Below are 18,224 nucleotides of genomic sequence, written 5' to 3' on the forward strand. Positions count from 1 at the left end.
GAAACCCGTTCGGCGCCGTCGTGCGCTGGTGTGTTGGTGTTGTCGGCGTTGCCGGGTGGGCGGCGTGGACGGGCGGAGCGGGCGGCGGCGGGTCATGGGGCGCGGCTGTCGTTCCGACCTAGGTGTCGGCGGCCGCCGCGTCGCCGAGGTAATGGCGCAGGACCTCGCCGCGGGCGTCGGCGGTGGGGCCCTGCCAGGCCACCGTGCCGCGTTGCAGGACCAGGCACTCGTCGGCGAAGTCCAGCGCGCGGTGGACATACTGCTCGATCATGATCACGGCCACGCCGGCCTGGCGGGCCCGGGCGAGGCCGTCGAAGACCTGGTCGACCATCTTCGGGGCGAGGCCCAGCGACATCTCGTCGGCGATCACCAGCTTCGGCGAGGTGGCCAGCGCCCTGGCGAGGGAGAGCATCTGCTGCTCACCGCCCGAGAGCAGCCTCGCGGGCTGGCGACGCCGGGACGCGAAGATCGGGAAGATCTCCAGCGCCAGGTCCACCGCGTCGCGCCGGGCCCGCCGCCCACCGGCCGCCCCGGCGGCCATCCGCAGGTTGTCGATGACCGTGAGGCCGCGGAAGACCCCGCGCCCTTCGGGCAGGTGGACCAGGGCGGCGCGGCGGATGCGGTGGGGCCGCCAGGCGCTGATGTCGTCGCCGTCGAAGACGACCTGGCCGGCGGCCGGCGGGACCAGCCCCGAGACGGCACGGGCCAGGCTGCTCTTCCCCGCGCCGTTCGCGCCCAGGACGGCGAGCGCCGTGCCGGCCTCCACGGTGAAGGTGACACCGCCGAGAGCGAGCGCCTCGCCGTAGCGGACAGCCAGGCCGTCGACGGCCAGCAGCGCGCCACCCGCCGGGCCCGCGCCCAGGGTCGCGTCGCGGGCGCCGGCATCGGGACGGGCCGTGACCAGGGCGGGTCGTGGCGCGCCCGGCTGGGCGCCGGCGGCCTCGCCCGCCGGGTCGTCGCCGTCCTGGGCGCGCACCCGCGCCGCGTCGGTCGCGCCCCCAGCGTCCGCCCCGTCGGCTTCGGCCGCGCCCCCGTCCTCCGCCGCGTCGGCTTCATCCGCGGCCTCCGCCGCGCCCGCCGCGCCCGCCGCGCCCTCGGCGCTGGTCGTGTCCTCGGTGCTGGTCGGGTTCTCGGCACTCGGGGCGTCCGCCAGCTCCTCGCCGAGGTAGGCGGCCTGTACCGCGGGGTCCGCCCGGACCTGTTCGGGTGTGCCGCTGGCGATCAGCTTCCCGAAGTCGAGGACGTAGATCGCGCTGGACAGGCGCATCACGAGCTCGACGTCGTGCTCCACCAGCAGGGCGGAGGTGCCGCGCTCGCGGGTGGCCCGCCGCAGCACGCGTTCGAGCTGCTCGGTCTCCGCCGAGTCCAGTCCGGAGGAGGGCTCGTCGAGCAGGAGCACGGTCGGGGACGTCGCGAGCGCGCGGCCCAGCTCCACCAGCCGGGCRGTCCCCAGCGGCAGCCCCATGGCCGGGCGGTGGGCGACGCCGGTGAGCCCGAGCAGCTCCAGCAGGCCGTCGACGTCCTCGGTCTCCGCCGCCCGCGGCCGGTGCAGGCTGCCGAGGGTGAACAGGTCGGTCCAGACCCGCCGTCGGACGGTGCGGACCCGGTGGGCGAGCACGAGATGGTCGCGGACGGTGAGGCTGGTGAACAGCTCGGGGTGCTGGAAGGTGCGCGCCAGCCCTCGGGTCGCCCGCGCCTGCGCGCTGGCACCGGTGACGTCCACACCGTCGAGCAGCACCTGCCCGCGGGTCGGGCGCAGCAGCCCGGACACCACCGCGAACAGGGTGCTCTTCCCGGCGCCGTTCGGCCCGACCAGCCCGACGATCTGCCCGGGCGGGACGGAAAGGCTGACGTCGCCGACGGCGACGAGGCCACCGAACCGCATCGTGACGCCGACGCAGGCCAGCCGTGGCGCCGCGGGCGTGCTCGCGGGCGAGGGCGCGTCGGCGCCCCGCGCCGTCCGCGCGGCCTCGGCGTCGCTCTGGGTCCGGCCCTGGGCGTCGCTCTGGGGTTCGCCCTGGGTCTGGACCTGGGTCGTCGTGCCGTCCGTCCTCGCCGGGCCGCCGGTCATCGTTCCGCCTTCGTCGTCGCGACGGCCGTTTCCCGAGCCGGGCCGCCGACGTGGGCAACGGATGCCTCGGGCGCGGCCGGCGGGGGCGCGCCGGGGCCCGCGTCGATCCCGGCCAGCGCGGGCGTGGCGGGCGACGGCGGCTTCGCGAGGTGTGACAGCGCCGTGGTCAGCAGCCGGCGTAGCTGCCGCCCGGCCTGGGGGACCGCGCCTTCGGGGTTGCGCGCGACCCCGATCGCGCCGAGGCCGAACAGGATCGGCAGGAGCGAGGTCAGCCGGGCCGGGGCGTAGCTCTGCAGCACTCCCTGCATCAGGGTGAACGACAGCCCGGCGAGCAGGGCGGCGGAGATCGACCGGACCCCGAGGGTCACCACCACCGCGAGCCACACCAGGCCCGCGTACGTCGCCCAGGACGTCGGCTGGGCCGTCATCTGGTACATCGCGACGAACGCGCCGCCGACAGCGGCGACGAACGCGGCCAGCGCGCCGACGATGACCTTCACCTGCACCACGCTCAGGCCCAGCGTCCGCGCCGCCGGCGCGCTGTCCCGCACGCCGCGCAGCGCGAGCCCGCTCGTCGAGCGGCGCAGGTTCAGGGTCAGCGCGGCCAGCACCGCGAACACCCCCAGCGCGAGGTAGGCGAACTTCAGGTCGTCGACGGCCCAGCCGGGGCGTTCGATGATGACCCCGAGTCCGCCCTGCAGGAAGCGGCCGCGGGTGAATACCAGCGTCTCGACCAGCAGCCCGAACGTCAGGGTGGCGAGGCCGACATAGAGGTCGCCGAGCCGGATGGTGAGCAGCCCGAGGACAGCGCCGGCGGCGGCCGCGACGAGCCCGGCCAGGACGATCGCCAGCAGCACGGGCAGGTGGGCGTTGGTGGCGAACTGGGCGGCGCCGATCGCGCCGRCACCGGCGAAGACGATCTGGGAGAGCCACAGCATCCCGCCTTCTCCGGTGGCGACGGTGAAGGTGAGGTAGGTGATGCCGTAGCACAGCCCGAGCGCGGTCAGCCCCAGCCAGTACGGCGACCCCTTGAAGATCAGCGGCACGAACGCCACGACGACCAGCGGGACCAGTCCGACCCATCTCTCCCAGGGGGCGGTGTAGGTGGGGGCCGCGGTGACCGCCGCGTCCCGCGACGCGGGCCGGATCGCCTGGTCGAGCGGGCCGCCGGCACCGGCGTCCTCGTCGACCGACCCGGAGCGCGCGACGTAGAAGATCAGGAAGACCACCATGAACGCGAACGGGACGCTGGGCACGATGGCCGCGGTGAGCGAGCTGTTCGTGGGCAGGTACTTCTGGATCACGTCGGTGATGACGCCCATCGCCAGCGCCGCGGCGACCGCGCCGGGCAGCGAGCGCAGCCGCGCGGCCACCACCGCGGCGATCGCCGCCGACATCAGCGCCGTCATCCCGCCGGGAGACAGGCCGTCCGTAGGGGCGACCAGGACGCCGGCGAGCCCGGCGAGCGTGGAGCTGACCGCCCACACCCCCAGCGAGACCCGGCCCGGGTGGGTGCCCGACAGCGAGGACATCGCCTCCGAGTCGACCATCGCCCGCACCTTCAGGCCCACGTCGGTCAGCCGCAGCACCACCGTGCCCGCGACGACCACGAGCACCAGGAACCCATAGGTGATCACCTGGTCGGTGGTGATCACCGTCCCGAAGACGTGGAAAGGCTCGTCGTTCAGTGACGCCAGGCCCGGCGCGGAGGTGATCGCCTGGTTGCCGAAAATCAGATCGCTGATCGGGGGCAGCGCCACCGACAGGCCGATCGTCGCGACAATCTTGACGAGCGTCGAGGAGTTCCGGATGAACCGGAACAGCACGGCGTAGAGCACGATGCCCAGCAGCGGCGCCAGCACGAGGATCGCCAGCAGGCCGGCCGAGACCGTCGACATTCCATGCTGAGAGTTGAGCCAGTAGTAGAACCGGGCGACGACGTACGCCATCGAGCCGAAGGCGAAGTTGAAGACGCCGGCCGAGACGTAGGTGACGACCAGTGCCGCGGACGCGATGGCATAGATGGAGCCGAGCGCCAGGCCAGCCAAGATGTACTGAAGCACGCTAATTCCTCCGCGCCAGCCTCATCGGCCGACCGTTAACGTAAGAACGCGGCAGTACTTTCGGGAAGTTCGGAACGGGTCCAGGTCGCGCGCCTTCTCACCGACATTGCTCCTTAGTCGAGCCGGTTGCCGGGGCCAGTGGCATGCCGCCTGCTTCACGTCGGCCGGCGGGGTGTGACGAAGGTTACATTCTTCGATGTCGGAGTCAAGCTTTGCCTGGATTCGCGACTCCCCGGAGGGGGACACTCACGGAATGTGCGTTCACTCGCGTGGCTGTGCCCGGGGTGAGGGCCGCCGCCGGCCGACCGTTCTCCTTGCCGGCGGCCCGCGGCCCGCGGCCGGCAGGTAGCAGGTAGCAGGTAGCGGTCGGCGGCCGGCAGCTGGCAGGCCGCCGGTCGGCGGCCGGCAGCCGGCTCGCGGTGCGGGTAGCCGTCTCGGTGGATCCGGAGGGTTGGACGCCTCGGCCTCGGCTCGCCCTGGCGACATCGCCCGCCGCGCGGGTACGTTATCCATCCCCGATTTATTTGGTGTTTCGCCGGCGTCACCGAAGATGAGCCGAACGCGTACGGGCCGTACTTTTAAGGCGTGCCACGAGCCCGTGCGGACCAGTCGGTGGGGATTGGCATCGCCCATCGATCCATTGCTAACGACGCGTTGGTTCCTGCCCTGACGCGAAACAATTAGACGCTGTTCATGACACCTCCCGGCCGCATGACGTGCGCGGCCACCGGCGGATGCCGCCGGAGGTCGGCGTGAGGAGTACGGAGCCCATGGCAGTCGTCGCAACCACAGTGCTCAGCGGCTTCTCTCCCCTCGCGGGCGGAGCCGGCGCGGCGGGAGTGTCCGTGCCGGCCCCGAGGCCCGCGGGCTCGCGCGGCGTCCGACCGGCGCGGCCGGCGTGGCCGGCGCTCGGCGGGGCGCGGTTGCTGGGTACCGGCGCCTGCCGGCCCGCGGGCCGGCTGACCAGCGGCGAGGTGGGCGTCAGGTTCGGCCGGACGGCGCGGTGGGTCGAGGCCCGGACCGGCTTCGTGGCCCGGGGGGTGGCCGCCGCGGACGAGACCGTGGGCGCGATGGCGCTCGCCGCGGCGCGCGACGCCCTGGATGACAGTGGGCTGCCCGCCGTCGCGGTCGACCTGGTGATGGTCGCGACCTGCAGCTCCCCGCCGGGCGCCGGCGTCGTCGCCGCCGACGTCGCGAGCGGCCTCGGCGTGCCCGGCGCGGCGACCGTCGATCTCAACGCGGTCTGCGCCGGATTCTGCTACGCCATCGCGGCGGCGGCCGACTCGGTGCGCGCCGGTTCCGCCCGCCACGCCGTCGTGATCGGGGCCGAGCGGATGACCGACTACGTCGACCCGTCCGACCTTGGCACGTCGATCATCTTCGGGGACGGCGCCGGCGCGGTCGTCATCGGGCCGGCCGCCGCGGGCGCGACCGGGGAGCCGGCGGCGATCGGCCCGGTGGCGTGGGGGAGCGACGGCTCCCGCGCGTCGCTGATCCGGGTCGAGCCGGAGAGCCAGCGGATGCGGATGGAAGGCCCCGCCGTCTTCCGCTGGGCCATCGAGACCGTCCACAGGATCGCGCTCGACGCCTGCGAGCGCGCGGGTGTCGCGCCGACCGACCTGGCGGCCGTCGTGCCGCACCAGGCCAACCTCCGTATCGTCGACGCCGTCGCCGGGAAGCTCGGCGCGGTCAGGGCCGTGGTCGCGCGTGACGGTGCCGGGGCGGGCAACACCTCGGCCGCCTCCATCCCGTTGGCCCTGCACCGGCTGCGCCGCGCGAGGGCGGTGCGGGCCGGTGACCTGGCGCTGCTCGTCGGTTACGGCGCCGGCCTCACCTGGGCGGCGCAGGTGGTCCGCGTCCCGTAGCAGGTCACTCGGCCGCGTATCCAGCAGGTCTTTCATCATCCGTACCGGACCGTTACGGAATGCGTCTCTCCCCAACGGAGAACTACGATGACGACCGGCGTCGTGGGCGCAGCCGCCACGATCGCGTCCCAGTGCCACGATCGCGACGGAGATCGCGATTGAGGAGGAACAGACACAGATGGGCAAGCTCGACGGCAAGGTCGCCTTCATCACCGGCGCCGGGCGGGGGCAGGGGCGTAGTCACGCCATCAAGCTCGCCAGCGAGGGTGCGGACATCATCGCGGTCGACATCTGCGAGGACATCCCGACCGTCAACTACGAGATGGCGAGCGCCGAGGACCTGGCGCAGACCGTCAAGGAGGTCGAGGCGCTCGGCCGTGGCATCGTCGCCGTCAAGGCCGACGTGCGGATCAAGGAGCAGCTGAAGGCCGCGCTCGCCCAGGGCCTCGCCCGCTTCGGCAGGGTCGACATCGTCCTCGCGAACGCCGGCATCCTGCCGATGACCGACCACACCCTCATCGAGGGCTTCATCGACGGCATGGACGTCGACTTCGTCGGCGCGCACAACACGGTCGCCGTCGTCGCCCCGCACCTGCAGGCGGGCGCCTCCGTCATCATCACCGGCTCCACCGCCGGGCTGATGAAGAACACCACCGAGGCGATGGGCAAGACCGGTGGCGTCGCATATGCGTTCGCGAAGCGGCTGGTCTTCCAGTACGTCGAGACGCTCGCGCTGCAGCTGGCGCCGCACAACATCCGGCTGAACGCGATCCACCCGACCAACGTCAACACCCGCCTGCTGCTGAACGACGACATCTACCGTTCGTTCCGCCCCGACCTCGTCGCCGCGGGCCAGACGCCGACCCGGGAGGACGCGGAGGTGGCCTTCCCGGCCATGCAGCCGATGCCGATCCCGTTCATCGAGACGAGCGACGTGTCGGCCCTGGTGCTGTTCYTGGCCAGCGAGGACTCCCGGTACATCACGGGCCTCAACATCCGGCTCGACGCCGGCTCGATGCTCAAGGGCGAGCGCGCCATCTGAGCCTTTGACCCTTCCCCACGGGCGGGTCACCAGAAGCGACACCGCGGGGCGGTGCCCGGCACGGCAGGAACGACCTGACCGTGCCGGGCACCGCCCCGCGGTGTCGCGGCGGCCGGATGTCGTGACGACAACGGTCGCAGCGGGGCTGGGTGGACAGGCAAGATCGTGGTTGGATACAGTATCCGATCTGACGCCGTCGTCCGCCAGCTCAGGGAGCGCGCCGCATGGGTATCGAGGTCGATCTGAAGGGCCGCCGGATCCTGGTCGTCGGGGCCTCCTCCGGTGTCGGCCGTTCGACCGCGCTCGCGATCGCCGCGCGCGGCGGCGAGATCGCCGTCGCCGGCCGGCGCGCCGCCCAGCTCGACGAGGTCGTCGCCGCGGCCGGTGGGGGTGTCGCGATCCCGGCGGACCTGCACCGCGAGGACGACTGCGCCCGGGTCGTCGAGGACGCGGTCGCGGCGCTCGGCGGGTTGGACGCGGTGCTCTTCCCGGTCGGCGTCTCGCCGCTGCAGCTGATGACCAGGCTGACGGCCGATACCTGGGGGAGCGCGTTCGCCACCAACGTCGTCGGCCCGTCGCTGGTCACCGCCGCGGCCGTGAAGGCGCGGACCGAACCCGGCCTGTTCCTCTACGTCTCCTCGGCCAACGTCGCCCAGCCGCTGCAGGGCCTCGGCGCCTACGGTGCCACCAAGGCCGCGCTGGAGCACACGATCCGCACCTGGCGGCTGGAGCACCCCGAGCACCGCTTCCTGCGGCTGACCATCGGCGCCACGATGCCGACCGAGATCCACCGCGACTTCTCCGGTGACGTGCTCAGCGAGGTGCTGCCCAAGTGGGCGGGCACAGGTGTCGTCACGGCCGACTTCATGCACGTCGACGACGTGGGGGGCGCGGTCGCCGAGCTGACCGCGTTCGCGCTCGCGCACCCGAAGATCGCCGTCGACGATGTCACCTTCAGCCCGGCGAGCGCGCCGCTGGACGCCTCGACCCTGGGCCAGCTGGGCCAGCGCGCCGCCGAGGGCCAGCTGCTCGACGCGGACGGGCAGCTGCCACTGTGACCGGCGGGGCCGAGCCGCTGGTCGCTACCGAGCTCCGGGACGGCTACGCGGTACTGACGCTCGACGACCCGGCGCACCGCAACGCGCTGTCGCTGGAGCTCTCCGACGCGCTGGCCGCCGCGGTCACGGCGGCGCTGGAGGCGGGCGTGGGGGCGATCGTGCTGGCCGCGAGCCCCCCGGTGTTCTGCGCTGGCGGGAACCTGGACGACCTGATCACCCCGAAGGCGCCACTGCGCGACGTGTACGCCGGAATGCTGACCATCGCGAACGCCCCGGTTCCGACGGTCGCGGCCGTCGGCGCCCCGGCCATCGGCGCCGGGGTGAACCTGCCGCTGGCCTGCGACGTCGTGCTGGCGTCGCCGTCGGCCACGTTCGATCCCCGCTTCCTCGACGTCGGTATCCACCCTGGCGGCGGCCATCTGTGGCGACTGGCCCACCGGGTCGGGCCGCAGGGCGCCGCGGCGCTGGTGCTGTGCGGTGACCGGCTCAACGGTGAGGAGGCGGCGGCCGCCGGGCTCGCCTGGCGCTGCGTGCCGGACGCCGAGCTGCTGGACCGGGCGTGCGCGCTGGCCGCCCGCGCCGCGGGCCGTCAGCGCGACCTGGTGGCGCGCGCCAAGGAGACCCTGCGGGCGAGCCTCGCGGTCACGTCGTCCGACGACGCGGTCGAGCTGGAGCTGACCGCTCAGGAGTGGTCGGTCGCCAGGCCCGGCTTCGCCGACCACGTCCGCGCCCTGCGCGACAGCCTGCGCGCGGCGAAGGCCGCCAGGACCGCCGAGGCGGACCGCCGGCGTCAGGGCGGCTGAGGCGGCGGCACGCGAGGTCCGCCCGGCGGCGACAGAGCTACAGCTGACGGGCCAGCAGCTCCCGGTGGTGCACCGGGTCGCCGAACAGCACCCGCGAGCTCTTCGCCCGCTTGAAGTAGAGGTGGGCCGGGTGCTCCCAGGTGAAGCCGATGCCGCCGTGGATCTGGATGTTCTCGGCGGCGGCGTGCACGTACGCGTCGGAGCAGTAGGCCTTGGCCAGGCTTGAGACCAGCGCGAGTTCCGGGTCGTCGGGCCGTTCGGCCGCCTCCGCCGCGGCATAGGCCGCCGAACGGGCCGACTCGACCTCGACGAGGACGTCCGCGCACCTGTGCTTGATCGCCTGGAACGAGCCGATCGGCCGGCCGAACTGGACGCGGGTCTTGGCGTACTCGACTGCCATGTCCAGCGTCCGGCTCGCGCCGCCGACCTGCTCGGCGGCGAGCGCCACGATGGACAGCCGCAGCGCCCGTTCGATGGCGGGCCAGGCGGCGTCCTGGGCGCCGACGAGCCGGCCGGGCACGCCGGCGAGGTCGAGACGTGCCTGCCGGCGGGTCTGGTCGAGGGTCGCGAGGCCGGTGCGGCGCAGGCCGTCCGCGGCGCCGTCGACCGCGAAGAGGCTCACCCCGCCGCCCGTGCGGGCGGCGACCAGCACCAGCTCGGCGGTGGTGCCGTCCAGCACGAACATCTTGGTGCCCGTCAGCCGCCAGCCGTCGGCGCCGCGCTCGGCCGTCGCCGTCACCGACGACTCCTCCCAGCGGCCGTCGGCCTCGGCGACGGCGAGCGTCGCGACGGTCCCGGACGCGACCGGCGGCAACAGGTCGGCCGCCGCGGCGGCGTCGCCGGTGGCGAGCAGCGCCTGGGCGGCGGCGACCGTGGCCAGGTGGGGCGCGCAGAGCAGCGCGGCGCCGCTCTCCTCGAAGACGACGCCGATCTCGGCGAAGCCGTAGCCGACGCCGCCGAGCTCCTCCGGTATGCCCAGGCCGAGCACGCCGAGGTCCTCGGCCAGGCCACGCCACACGGCCGGGTCCCAGCCGGTGGGTGTGACCATGGCCGCGCGCACCGCCTCCTCGCCCGAGACGTCCGTGAGGAACTCGCGTATGACACCGCGCAACTGCTCGCGTTCCTCGCTGAACGACACGCTCGCTGTGCCGCGAGTCGGCTCCGTCGTCGAATCTGCTCCCGCGCTCACGCCAGACCTCCTAGACGCCCCGCGGGGCGCCTTCCTCGACGCCTACAGGTCCGTCCAGCCCTCGTGCCGGTCGGCGCGGCTGGGCTGGCGGCCGATGCGCATCGGCGAGAGCGGCGCGTCGCGCATCAGGAAGCGGCCGGACGACTCGCTGACCTCGAACAGTCGCTCGCGCCAGCCGTTCACCGCCTCGCCGCCGAAGGTGGCCGCCTTCTCCAGCTCCGCCCACGCCCGCATGCTCTCGATGGCCCACAGCAGCAGGCACTCGGAGTCGTCGGCCAGCGCGGTGCGGAACGCGCCGGCGAGCTTCCAGCCGAACGGCGCGTACGCCGGCGCCGCCTCGTCGGCGGCGATCTCCAGGAAGTCGCTGGCGGTGCCGCGCGGGACCTTGACCAGCTCGTGCGCGTACACGTCGCCACGCACGCCGTCGGCGCACAGCTGCTCGATGGTCGGTGCCCAGGGCGCGGGGACGACGATCCGGTCGAGGCCGCCGCTGCGGTAGCCGGACGCCTCCTGCCACCATTTGGCGAGCTTGGGGTCCTGGAAGGTGGCGGACTTCGTCTCGTGCTCGAGACCGGCGGCGAGGCCGTCGAAGCCGTCCTCCTCCCACATGTTGATCACCTGCGGCCAGCGCCCCGTCGTGCCGATCACACCCCAGACGCCGTAGCAGAGCTGGTTGCGCTCCTCCTGGGCGATCGGGCTCCAGTTCGCGGTCATGTGGTGGACGTAGTTCGCCCGGTTCGTGCCCAGGATGTCGATGAACTCGTGGGTGTAGACCTTGGTGTTCGTCGTGGTGGTGTTCGCCGTCACACGCAGATTGTATATAACATACCTTTCATCATCGGAAGAGCCGAGGAGGGGCATGACGGTCGGTGACTGGCTGCGCCGCCAGGGCCTCCGGCACGTGGTCGAGACGCCCGGCGGCCCGCGTGGCGGGCGTGGCCCGCGTGGTGGCGGTGCCGGTCGCGCGGTTCCCGGCATCCGGGCGGTGCCCGCGCCGGATCTCGACTGCGCGCTCGCGCTCGCCGAGGCCGAGGGAACGATGGGCGCGGGTCTCGGCGCCCTGTGGGACGGCGCCGTGCTGACGCTGCTCTCGCGGCGGGTGGATCCCGGCGCCCCCGTGACCGCCCGCTCGGCGCCGGAGCTCGCGGACGCTGTGGCGCGGGCGAGGAAGACGGGCGCCGGCGCGGTGGCCGTTCACCTCGACTTCGACCTGACAGCCGACCCGGAGCCGTTCGCGGCCGGCCCCCCTGGCACCATCAGCCCCCCTGGCACCGCCGGCGCCTCGAGCACCGCCGGCATCCCTGGCACCGCCCGTGTCCCTGGCACCCCCGCGACGCTCGCGGACGCGGGCCTCGCGCCGCGGCTCTCGGGCGCGGCCTGGCGGCCGGGCACCGGGGAGCCGCTGGAGGTCGACCTGGTGCTCGCCGGGCGCGGCGTCGTGCGGGCGGGCGCGGTGCCGGCCCTGGTCGAGCTCGCCGCGCGCGGCGGACTCGGCGTTCTCAACGTCTTCACCGCCAAGGGCGTGTTCCGCTGGGACAGCCCCCACCATCTCGGCACCGGGTTCCTGCAGGAACGCGACCTCGCGCTCGCGGGCGCCCACCCGGACGCGGTGATCGTCGCCGTCGGGCTGGACGCGGACGAGTGCGCGCCCGCGCTGTTCGCCGCCGCCGGCGTCGACCCCGCGCGGTTGGTCATCCTCGACCCCGCCGACCTGCCGGCCGCCACGGTGGCGATGCGGGCGCGGATTCCCGTCACCGAGGGCGGCCCGCGGCCCGCGCTCTACCGGGAGCTCGCCGCCGTCGCCGGCCCCCTGTACGCGGCCCCCGGCGCGCCCTTGAACCCGGCGTGCGCGGCGGCCGACCTCGCCGCGGTCCTGCCCGAGGGCGGCTCCGTATGGACCGAGCCGGGCCCGGCGGCGCACTGGATCGGCCGGACGTTCTCGACGGTCCGGCTCGGCAGCGTCCGGGTGCCGGCGGCCGGGCGGGACGGCGTGGCGATCGCCGGCGCGCTGTCCGCCGCCCTCGCGGGCGACGGGGTCGGGGTGGCCGTCGTCGACCAGCCGCCCCGCGCCGGCGTCGCGGCGGCCTGCCTGGACTGGGCCGGGCGCCTCGGCGCCCGGCTCGTCGTCGAGGTCTGGGGCGAGCGCGGCGTGCCCCGATCGTCCGCCCAGCACCGGGAACGGCTCGTCGACGCACTCGCCAGCCCGGGCGTGAGCGTCCTCGAACTGCCGGTCGACTACGCCGCCACCCGGGAGCTGCTCGCCGCCGCCGGGCCGTTGGTCGCCTGGACTGTCAGCCCGCCGGCTGGTCCCATGTGATCCGGGCTACTTGCCGATGGGCGGCATATTGGATCCAATCAGGTGTCAAGAGGACCAGATGTCAAGAGGACGCGGTGCCTCTGACGTACTTGCTCGTGAGCGGAGGCTCGGCATGAACGCGGAAGACCTCATCCTGATCAGTGTCGACGACCATCTTGTCGAACCGCCGAACATGTTCGAGGGGCGGCTGCCGGCGAGGTTCGCCGACTTGGCGCCCAAGGTCCTCCACCGCGAGGACGGCTCCGACGTGTGGACCTTCAACGGTTCGATCATCCCGAACGTCGGCCTGAACGCGGTGGCCGGCCGGCCGAAGGAGGAGTACGGCGTCGAGCCGACCGCCTTCGACGAGATGCGCCCTGGCTGCTACGACATCCACGAGCGCGTGAAGGACATGAGCGCCGGCGGCGTGCTCGGCTCCATGTGCTTCCCGTCGTTCCCGGGCTTCGCCGCCCGGCTGTTCGCGGCCGCCGACGACAAGGACCTCGCGCTCTCCGTCGTCCAGGCGTACAACGACTGGCACATCGACGAGTGGTGCGGCGCCTACCCCGGCCGCTTCATCCCGATGGCGCTGCCGGTGCTGTGGGACCCGGAGCTGGCCGCCGCCGAGGTCCACCGGGTCGCCGCCAAGGGCTGCCACTCGCTGACCTTCACCGAGAACCCGGCCGCGCTCGGCTACCCCAGCTTCCACGACGCGCACTGGGACCCGCTGTGGAACGCGCTGGTCGACACCGACACGGTGATGTCGATCCACCTCGGCTCGTCCGGCAGGCTCACCCTGACGGCCCCCGACGCGCCGATGGACGTCCTGATCACCCTGCAGCCGATGAACATCTGCCAGGCCGCCGCCGACCTGCTCTGGTCGCGGGTCATCAAGGACTTCCCGGACATCAAGATCGCGCTCTCCGAGGGCGGCACMGGCTGGATCCCGTACTTCCTCGAGCGCATCGACCGGACCTACGACATGCACCACCTGTGGACCGGCCAGAACTTCGGCGACAAGCTGCCGAGCGAGGTGTTCCGGGAGCACTTCCTCACCTGCTTCATCGAGGACCCGGTCGGCGTCGAGCTGCGGCACAAGATCGGTATCGACAACATCGCGTGGGAGTGCGACTACCCGCACTCCGACTCGAGCTGGCCATGGCCGGGCGAGGAACTGCTCAAGTCCGCGGCCGGCGTGCCGGACGAGGACATCAACAAGATGTCCTACGAGAACGCCTGCCGTTGGTACTCCTTCGACCCGTTCGCGCACCGCTCGAAGGAGCAGTCCACCGTCGGGGCGCTGCGGGCCGAGGTCGCCGGCCGTGACGTCGAGACCAGGTCCTTCGACAAGGGCCGCTTCGAGATCAAGCACGACGGCATCTCCCTCGGCGAGATGACGTCGAAGGCCACCGCCTAGCGCCGTTCGCGTCCCGACCACCGGCAGCCTCCGCCGCACGCGGAGGTCGCCGGTGGCGGCTTACCGACCCCTGGAACGGGCTCCGGGCTCCGGCACGCGAGGCCGCACCGTCGTCGCGAGCCCTTCCATGCCCGCTGCCTGGGCTGACCTGCGAGAAGAAGGCGGTTGATCGGGTGAGCGGCACGGCGGCAGGCCCGCGGACCGACGGTGTGTACGCGGGCCCGCCCGCGCCCGACTGGGACGCGCGCTCCTTCTGGGAGCTGGTCGAGCGCAGGGCGGCGGCCACGCCCGACACCGAGCTGCTCGTCGACGACCTCGGCCGGAGCCTGACCGCCGCGGGGTTCCGGCGCGCCGCCGAGCGGGTCGCGGCGGCGCTCGCGGCGCGCGGGATCGGCATCGGCACGGTGGTGAGCTGGCAGCTGCCGACGACGTTGGAGTCGGTGGTGCTCATGGCCGCGCTCGCCCGCGTCGGCGCCACCCAGAACCCGATCATCCCGACGCTGCGCGAACGCGAGGTCGCCTACGTCACCGCGAAGGCGGCGACCTCGCTGTTCGTCACCGTGCCGCGCTGGCGCGGCTTCGACCACGGGGCGATGATCTCCTCGATCAGCGCCGCGCGTGTCGACGCCGGCGAGCCCGCCATCGACGTGCTGCTCGTCGACCACCGCGCGCTCGTGCTCGGCGAGGCCGGCGCCGCGGCGGCGGGCGACAGCCTCGCCCTGCCGATGGCCGACGAGTCGGAGCCCGTCCCGCCCCCGGCGCCGCCGGCCGGGCCGGGGGAGGCCCGCTGGATCTACACCACCTCGGGCACCACCGCGGACCCGAAGGGCGTGCTGCACACCGACGTCTCGGTGTCGGTCGCGGCGCGCGGGAGCGTCTCCGGCGTCGCCTCGACGCCCGCCGACCTCTACCCGATCGCGTTCCCCATGGCCCACATCGGCGGCGCCGTCATGCTCTCCGCGTCGCTGCTGTCCGGGATGAGGCTGCTGCTGCTCGACAGCTTCGACGCCGAGGCGTCCCCCCGGACGATGGCGGCGCTCGGGGCGACCTTCCTCGGCTCCGCCCTGCCGTTCCTGCGGGCGTACATCGCCGCCGCGGCCGCCGACCGGGCGAAGGACCCGGGCGCGGTGCTCTTCCCGAAGCTGCGGGCGGCTTTCAGCGGCGGCGCGCCCAAGCCGCCCGGCCTGCACACCGAGGTCGCCCGGCAGCTCGGCGGCCGTGGCGTGCTCTCCAGCTGGGGCATGACCGAGTTCCCGCTGGCGACGCACGCCCGCCTCGACGACACCGACGACGAGCTCACCGTCTCCGAGGGCCGCCCCGCCCCGGGCGTCGAGCTGCGGGTCGCCGCGTTCGACGGCACCCCGTGCCCACCCGGCGAGGAGGGCGAGCTGCTGGTCCGCGGCGCGCAGCTCTTCTCCGGCTACCTCGGCGTCCCCGCCGCCGAGACCGCCGGCCTCTTCGACGCCGACGGCTTCTTCCGCACCGGCGACCTCGGCGTCGTCGGCCCGCGCGGCCACGTCCGCATCACCGGCCGCCGCAAGGACGTCATCATCCGCAACGCGGAGAACATCGCGGCGCCCGAGGTCGAGGACATCCTCGCCACTCACCCGTCCGTCGCCGAGGTCGCCGTCATCGGCCTGCCCGACGAGCGCACCGGTGAACGCTGCTGCGCCGTCATCCGCCTCGCCGAAGGCGCCGCGCCCGTCACCCTCGCCGGCCTGGCCACCCACGCCCAGGCCGCGGGCCTGGCGACGTTCAAGCTCCCCGAACAGCTCGAGATCGTCACCGACCTCCCCCGCACCGACATGGGCAAGATCGCGAAGAATCTCCTGCGCCGACGCTACGCGCCCTGAGATTCGGAAGACGCCCCCGCGAGAACGTCCACTCGTCTTGGCCCGGCGCCGGCGCCGAGGGCGCCCCAGCGCCCGAGTCGGTTCCGCGGAACGTGGTGATCGTCGGTTCGTTCGGCTGTTCAGTCGAGCTCGTTGGTGGGCACCGCGTACAGCTCCGGTTGCTTAGTGATCGAGCGCGCGGCCGCGGCCTCGCGCGGCCTCCGCGACCCGGTCGGCAAGCCTGGACGGCAGCCCGCGGACGATCTCCCGTCCGGCGGCGGGCGGTCGCACTGTCATGTCGTTTTTCCGCGAGACCTGGCGCCCGGTGGCGAGCACGCTAGACGGGTGGACATGGACGTTGAGCGGTGCGTGCGAGCTGTTCAGGCGCGGGACGAGCGCTTCGACGGCTGGTTCTTCACCGCGGTGCTCACCACCGGGATCTACTGCCGCCCCAGTTGTCCGGCCACGCCGCCGAAGCCCGAGAACATGCGGTTCTTCCCGAGTGCCGCGGCGGCGCAGCAGGCGGGCTTCCGGGCCTGCAAGCGCTGCCGGCCGGGCGCTGTGCCGGGCTCGCCGCAGTGGAACGAGCGCGCGGACCTCGTCGCCCGCGCGATGCGGCTGATCGCCGACGGGCTGGTCGACCGCGAGGGTGTGCCGGGGCTCGCCGCCCGGCTCGGTTACAGCGTTCGCCAGCTCGAACGGCAGCTGATGGCGGAGCTGGGGGCCGGGCCGCTGGCCCTGGCCCGGGCGCAGCGCGCCCAGACCGCGCGCCTGCTGATCGAGACGACCACGCTGCCGATGGCCGATCTGGCGTACGCGGCTGGCTTCGCCAGCGTGCGCGCGTTCAACGAGACGGTCCAGGAGGTCTTCGCGCTCTCACCGAGCGAGCTGCGGACGCGGGCGAAGGCCGTCGACGAGCCAGGTGCACCGGGCGCCAGAACAACCGGCACGAGAACAGCCGGCACCATCGTCGTGCGGCTCCCGTTCCGGCGGCCGCTGTGCCCGGACAACCTCTTCGGCCACCTGGCGGCCACGGCGGTGCCGGGGATCGAGGAGTGGCGCGACGGCGCCTACCGCCGGACGCTGCGACTGCCGCACGGGCATGCCGTCGTGGCGCTGCGCCCGGCGCCGGAACACGTCGAGTGCCGGCTGGCCCTGTCCGACCTGCGTGACCTGACGACCGCGATCAGCCGGTGCCGGTGGCTGCTCGACCTGGACGCCGACCCGGTCGCGGTCGACGCCCAGCTCGGCGCGGACGAGGCGCTGGCCCCGCTGGTCGCCAAGAGCCCCGGCCGGCGGGTCCCGCGCACCACCGACCCGGCGGAGTTCGCGATCCGCGCGGTGCTCGGCCAGCAGGTGTCGACGGCCGCCGCGCGCACACTCGCGGCGCGGCTGGTGGCCACGCACGGCGAGCCCGTCGAGGACGTGGACGGCGGGCTGACCCACCTGTTCCCGACCACGTCGGCCCTGGCCGAGCTGGACCCGGAGACGCTGGCGATGCCCCGGTCGCGGCGGGCGAGCGTAGGCGCGCTGGTCACCGCCCTCACCGCGCGGGACGTGGAGCTGGACGTCGGCGGCGACTGGGAGCGGGCCAGGGCCCAGCTCGCGGAGGTGCCGGGCATCGGGCCCTGGACCGTCGAGCTGGTCGCGATGCGCGCGCTCGGCGACCCGGACGCCTTCGTGGCCACGGACCTCGGCGTGCGGCGCGCGGCGGTCGATCTCGGCCTGCCGTCGACGCCCGCGGCGCTGACGGCGCGTTCCGCGCCCTGGCGGCCGTGGCGTGCCTACGCGGTCCAGTACCTCTGGGCGACGGGCGACCACCCGATCAACCGGCTTCCGTCCGGCTGACCAGCCTTCGTCCGGCTGACCCAGCCTCCGCCCGGCTGACGCTGATCCGAGTGACGCCAATCCGGTTGACGTTGATCCAAACGACGTTGATCCAAACGACGTTGATCCGATCGACGTTGATCCGATCGACGCTGATCCGATTGACCCCGAGGAGAGAAGAAGATGTCTGCCCAGCAGTCAGAGCACGTGACCCACACGGTGATCGACAGCCCGATCGGCGGCCTCACCCTGGTCGCCGTCGATGGTCTGCTCGCGGGTCTCTACATGGAGGAGCATCGGCACCGCCCTGGGGCGGAGACGTTCGGGGAGCATGACCCGACCGCGTTCGGCGACGTCATCGCCCAGCTGCGGGCGTACTTCGACGGAACGCTGACGGACTTCGACCTGCCGCTGGCCCCGCGGGGGAGCGTGTTCCAGCGCATCGTGTGGACCGCCCTGCGCGAGATCCCCTATGGGCGGACCATCTCGTACGGCGAACTGGCCGACCGCATCGGCCGGCCAGCCGCGGCGCGCGCCGTCGGCCTCGCGAACGGCCGCAACCCGATCAGCATCATCGTGCCGTGCCACCGCGTCATCGGGTCCACCGGCGACCTGACCGGCTACGGCGGCGGCCTCGACCGCAAGCGCCACCTGCTGGCGCTCGAGGCGAGCCGCGTCCCGGCCGAGGCCGGTCCCGGCGCGCGCCGCACGTTGTGGTGAACACACGTTGTGGTGAACACACGTTGTGGTGAACCCTCGTC

At 73.5% G+C, this 18,224-nt stretch carries 13 protein-coding genes; 9 read left to right on the plus strand and 4 right to left on the minus strand.

Annotated elements, in window-relative coordinates:
• Nucleotides 1-118: 118 nt before the first annotated feature.
• Complete coding sequence (locus BL253_RS30125) at nucleotides 119-2,071, minus strand: ATP-binding cassette domain-containing protein (RefSeq protein ID WP_076820697.1); 1,953 nt, start codon at nucleotides 2,069-2,071, stop codon at nucleotides 119-121.
• On the minus strand, nucleotides 2,068-4,134 hold the full coding sequence (locus BL253_RS30130) for an ABC transporter permease (protein WP_076820698.1): 2,067 nt from the start codon (nucleotides 4,132-4,134) through the stop codon (nucleotides 2,068-2,070). Before BL253_RS30130 ends, BL253_RS30125 begins: the two co-directional genes overlap by 4 nt.
• A gap of 770 nt (nucleotides 4,135-4,904) precedes the next feature.
• Between BL253_RS30130 and BL253_RS30135 the strand changes: the two genes are divergently transcribed.
• From BL253_RS30135 to BL253_RS30150, 4 genes are all read left to right on the plus strand, one after another.
• Nucleotides 4,905-5,999, plus strand: coding sequence for a beta-ketoacyl-ACP synthase 3 (locus BL253_RS30135; RefSeq protein ID WP_081438837.1), 1,095 nt, complete (start codon nucleotides 4,905-4,907; stop codon nucleotides 5,997-5,999).
• A 178-nt stretch (nucleotides 6,000-6,177) separates the two neighbouring features.
• A complete protein-coding gene (locus BL253_RS30140) occupies nucleotides 6,178-7,041 on the plus strand; it encodes a mycofactocin-coupled SDR family oxidoreductase (RefSeq protein WP_076820699.1) in 864 nt (287 codons plus the stop codon).
• A 224-nt stretch (nucleotides 7,042-7,265) separates the two neighbouring features.
• Nucleotides 7,266-8,099 (plus strand): SDR family oxidoreductase, encoded by an 834-nt coding sequence (locus BL253_RS30145; protein WP_076820700.1) that lies wholly within the window; start codon nucleotides 7,266-7,268, stop codon nucleotides 8,097-8,099.
• Nucleotides 8,096-8,902 carry an enoyl-CoA hydratase-related protein gene (locus tag BL253_RS30150; protein ID WP_081438838.1) on the plus strand — a complete coding sequence of 269 codons (807 nt, stop codon included), beginning with the start codon at nucleotides 8,096-8,098 and terminating at the stop codon, nucleotides 8,900-8,902. Before BL253_RS30145 ends, BL253_RS30150 begins: the two co-directional genes overlap by 4 nt.
• A gap of 37 nt (nucleotides 8,903-8,939) precedes the next feature.
• Here the strand turns inward: BL253_RS30150 and BL253_RS30155 are convergent, their stop codons facing one another.
• Both BL253_RS30155 and BL253_RS30160 read right to left on the minus strand, forming a co-directional pair.
• Nucleotides 8,940-10,091, minus strand: coding sequence for an acyl-CoA dehydrogenase family protein (locus BL253_RS30155; RefSeq protein ID WP_076820701.1), 1,152 nt, complete (start codon nucleotides 10,089-10,091; stop codon nucleotides 8,940-8,942).
• A 42-nt stretch (nucleotides 10,092-10,133) separates the two neighbouring features.
• Nucleotides 10,134-10,898: an NIPSNAP family containing protein gene (locus BL253_RS30160; RefSeq protein WP_076820702.1), complete on the minus strand. Its 765-nt coding sequence runs from the start codon at nucleotides 10,896-10,898 to the stop codon at nucleotides 10,134-10,136.
• Nucleotides 10,899-10,950: 52 nt separating this feature from the next.
• On the opposite strand from BL253_RS30160, the gene BL253_RS30165 reads away from it, so the two are divergent.
• The 5 genes from BL253_RS30165 (at nucleotide 10,951) to BL253_RS30185 (ending at nucleotide 18,183) form a co-directional block, all read left to right on the plus strand.
• On the plus strand, nucleotides 10,951-12,408 hold the full coding sequence (locus tag BL253_RS30165) for a thiamine pyrophosphate-binding protein (protein WP_076820703.1): 1,458 nt from the start codon (nucleotides 10,951-10,953) through the stop codon (nucleotides 12,406-12,408).
• Between the two features lie 112 nt (nucleotides 12,409-12,520).
• On the plus strand, nucleotides 12,521-13,804 hold the full coding sequence (locus BL253_RS30170; RefSeq protein ID WP_076820704.1) for an amidohydrolase family protein: 1,284 nt from the start codon (nucleotides 12,521-12,523) through the stop codon (nucleotides 13,802-13,804).
• 173 nt (nucleotides 13,805-13,977) lie between these two features.
• Entirely contained in the window at nucleotides 13,978-15,657 is a 1,680-nt protein-coding gene (locus BL253_RS30175) for an AMP-binding protein (RefSeq protein ID WP_198946457.1), read from the plus strand.
• Nucleotides 15,658-16,005: 348 nt separating this feature from the next.
• Entirely contained in the window at nucleotides 16,006-17,484 is a 1,479-nt protein-coding gene (locus BL253_RS30180; protein WP_274535273.1) for an AlkA N-terminal domain-containing protein, read from the plus strand.
• Nucleotides 17,485-17,646: 162 nt separating this feature from the next.
• Nucleotides 17,647-18,183 carry a methylated-DNA--[protein]-cysteine S-methyltransferase gene (locus BL253_RS30185; RefSeq protein WP_076820706.1) on the plus strand — a complete coding sequence of 179 codons (537 nt, stop codon included), beginning with the start codon at nucleotides 17,647-17,649 and terminating at the stop codon, nucleotides 18,181-18,183.
• Nucleotides 18,184-18,224 lie beyond the last annotated feature (41 nt).

Origin of the sequence: Pseudofrankia asymbiotica (genome assembly GCF_001983105.1) — a bacterium.
Classification (GTDB): Bacteria; Actinomycetota; Actinomycetes; order Frankiales; family Frankiaceae; genus Pseudofrankia; species Pseudofrankia asymbiotica.

Excerpts from the sequence above, each read along its gene's own strand:
- BL253_RS30185 (WP_076820706.1), top strand. The coding sequence starts at position 17,647 with ATGTCTGCCCAGCAGTCAGAGCACGTGACCCACACGGTGATCGACAGC.
- BL253_RS30135 (WP_081438837.1), top strand. The coding sequence starts at position 4,905 with ATGGCAGTCGTCGCAACCACAGTGCTCAGCGGCTTCTCTCCCCTCGCG.
- BL253_RS30165 (WP_076820703.1), top strand. The coding sequence starts at position 10,951 with ATGACGGTCGGTGACTGGCTGCGCCGCCAGGGCCTCCGGCACGTGGTC.
- BL253_RS30145 (WP_076820700.1), top strand. The coding sequence starts at position 7,266 with ATGGGTATCGAGGTCGATCTGAAGGGCCGCCGGATCCTGGTCGTCGGG.